The following is a 2,644-nucleotide window of genomic DNA, read 5'->3' on the forward strand; positions in this document are numbered from 1 at the left end:
ATCCACTCGGAACGCTGCATCTTCATCAGCAAATCAGTACCGATATTACCCGGCCCGATAATCACTGCTTTTAATTTTTTCATAGGGAAAATCCTTCAAACAACGAATTGTATTGGCAGCAACGCTTTGCTGAGCGGATTGCTGTCCAGTCCAGTCAGGCCTGGCTGAATTGAGTGCTGACCCGGCCAATTGATGAGATCAGCACCTCAAACTGATCGCCGGGCTCTACGGCTACCATCGGCCCCAGTGCTCCGGTCAGGACAATATCGCCCGCTTTAAGAGGGTGTCCTAACTTGCTCAGGGTACGTGCCAGCCAGACAGCGGCATTGAGTGGGTGCCCCAGGCATTCAATGCCGCTGCCTGAAGAAACCCCGGTGCCGTTGCGGGTCATGGTCATATTAATTTTTGCCAGATCGATGCCACCCTGCCAGCGCAGCGCGTCACCCAGCACAAACGCACCGCTGGAGGCGTTATCAGCCACCGTATCGACAAAGCCGATGTTCCAGTTGTTGATGCGACTACCGACGATCTCAATCGCTGGCATTACCCAGCCGATGGCATCGATCATCTCCGCAAAAGTGGTATCGGTTTCAGGCAGGTCTTTGGTCAGTATGAGCGCCAGTTCCGCCTCGACTTTGGCTTGCATCACCCGGTCGACCGGAACCGTTTCGTTGTCGCCATAGCACATATCAGCAAACAGAGTGCCGAAATCCGGCTGATCTACCCCAAGCTGTTGTTGCACTTTGACGTTAGTCAGACCTATCTTGCGGCCCACAATACGACGCCCGGTATGACAGGCATGTTCAGTATTGAGTTGCTGAATTCTGTATGCCGCTTCGGCGTTGTCTTCTCCAATGATCTCCCGGATGGGGGCGATCGCTTCGTTACGAAGCTCGGCTTCACGCAGTTTTTTGGCGATTAGATCCAGATCAGTTGACATCGGTGTAATCCTGTTTAAATTCGGCTGGCTCAGTAATATTCAGAAGAGGTGTTTGCACCGGCGTATGTGTGTAGAAAAACCCTATAGCGAGGCGTTTTAATAATCTTGCTTCGATGCTTTAACGCTGAAACGGAGTGCTTGTTTCTTTGGTGTTTTATTGAAATTGGCAATAAATAACGAGATAGAAAAAATAGATAGACAGCGACAAGAATATTCATTTTGCAGCACCCGGTGAATGACTATTATTATTTTTTAATACTTATAATTATTGTGTCAGTATAAAAAAAGGGTTAAGCAGGCTACAATTAAAAACTGCTGTAGTGTGCACTCAGTGCACATTCTGATAGGGTCATATGAGTACTGAATCATGGAAACTGAAGAAACGGGACAGTATAAGAATGTGCGCGGCCTTACCCGGGGGCTTGAGTTACTCTATTTGTTAAATCGCGCCCATGGTGGGGCAAAAATCCGTGATCTGGCGGACTGGAGTGGTATTCACCGCACCACTGTCAGGCGATTACTGGAAACCCTGGTGGAGGAGGGCTATGTGCGGCGCAGCCCGTCTGATGACAGTTATCAACTGACGCTTAAGGTCAGACAGCTGAGTGAAGGATTTCAGGATGCTCAGTGGATATCTCAGCTGGCTGCACCGCTATTAGGTCAGTTATTACAACAGGTTATATGGCCAACCGATCTCTGTACGCTGGATGGTGACGCGATGGTTATTCGCGAGACCACCCACCGTTTCAGCAAACTATCGTTTCACCGGGATATGGTGGGCAGGCGGCTGCCACTGCTGATGACGGCCACCGGAAGAGCCTATATTACTTACTGTCCGGAAGCTGAACGTAACGAAATACTGGAGCGGTTACGGCAGCATAACGACAGGCAGGGAATGCATGCTAATGATGAAGATTATGTACGCCGGGTAATACGTCAGACCCGGGAGCAGGGCTACGGTGCCAATAATCAGGACTGGGGGGATGAGGGGAATATTGCAGCAATTGCCCGGCCGATTATGCGTGAAGACGAAGTGGTGGGATGTTTGAATCTGGTGTATATCGCCAAAGCGATGCCCACTGAAAAAGCAGCAAAAAAATATCTGAAGAAAATGAATGATGTTATTGAGAGAATAGAGGAGCAGTTATAACCACTGCTATTGTATAGCAGTGGTTATAAAAATTTTAAAACAGGATTATTAGAAAGTAATACACCGGTATTTAATTAATGTTGCAGAAAATCCAGCACCATTCTGTTAAATGTATCTGCGTGTTCCCATTGCGCCCAGTGACCACAATTATTAAAGAGATGTAACTGTGCATTAGGGATCCCACGAATTAGCTTGAGGCCGATATCCATTGGCACAAAACGGTCGTCGCGCCCCCAGACAACCAGCGTCTCTGCCTTAATTTCTGCCAGCCGCGGACCAAAATCAGGGAACTGTTTTGGATTGGCTTCGAGACTTTTAACAAAGTTTTCCAGATGATCCTGACGGGATAGCATATTGTCCAGACGCAGCTGGAACATCTCGTCGGTCAGATGGCTGCTGTCGTAAACAAACACCGACATCATCTTTTTCAGTGCTTCCAGATCGGGGTTGCGATAGAGCGCCTGAATCAGTTTAATCCCTTCCGTTGGCATCGGTACAAACTGGCTTGGCCCACCGGTACCGCCGCCCATCAGAATCAGTTTGTTAACCCGTTC

3 protein-coding genes are annotated in these 2,644 nt (G+C 48.7%); 1 reads left to right on the plus strand and 2 read right to left on the minus strand.

Annotation, left to right across the window (positions count from 1 at the left end):
* Window positions 1-154: 154 nt before the first annotated feature.
* Window positions 155-940 carry a 2-keto-4-pentenoate hydratase gene (gene mhpD / locus ACQY8X_RS20745; protein ID WP_428037034.1) on the minus strand — a complete coding sequence of 262 codons (786 nt, stop codon included), beginning with the start codon at window positions 938-940 and terminating at the stop codon, window positions 155-157.
* 367 nt (window positions 941-1,307) lie between these two features.
* Between mhpD and ACQY8X_RS20750 the strand changes: the two genes are divergently transcribed.
* The gene (locus ACQY8X_RS20750; RefSeq protein ID WP_428037035.1) at window positions 1,308-2,090 is read left to right on the plus strand and encodes a DNA-binding transcriptional regulator; all 783 of its coding nucleotides are present in this window, start codon (window positions 1,308-1,310) and stop codon (window positions 2,088-2,090) included.
* 74 nt (window positions 2,091-2,164) lie between these two features.
* Here ACQY8X_RS20750 and ACQY8X_RS20755 read toward each other — a convergent pair.
* A partial coding sequence (locus ACQY8X_RS20755; RefSeq protein ID WP_428037036.1) for an alpha/beta fold hydrolase occupies window positions 2,165-2,644 on the minus strand: 480 nt, incomplete at its 5' end.

It is taken from the genome of Amphritea sp. (genome assembly GCF_050300915.1).
Taxonomy (GTDB): Bacteria; Pseudomonadota; Gammaproteobacteria; order Pseudomonadales; family Balneatricaceae; genus Amphritea.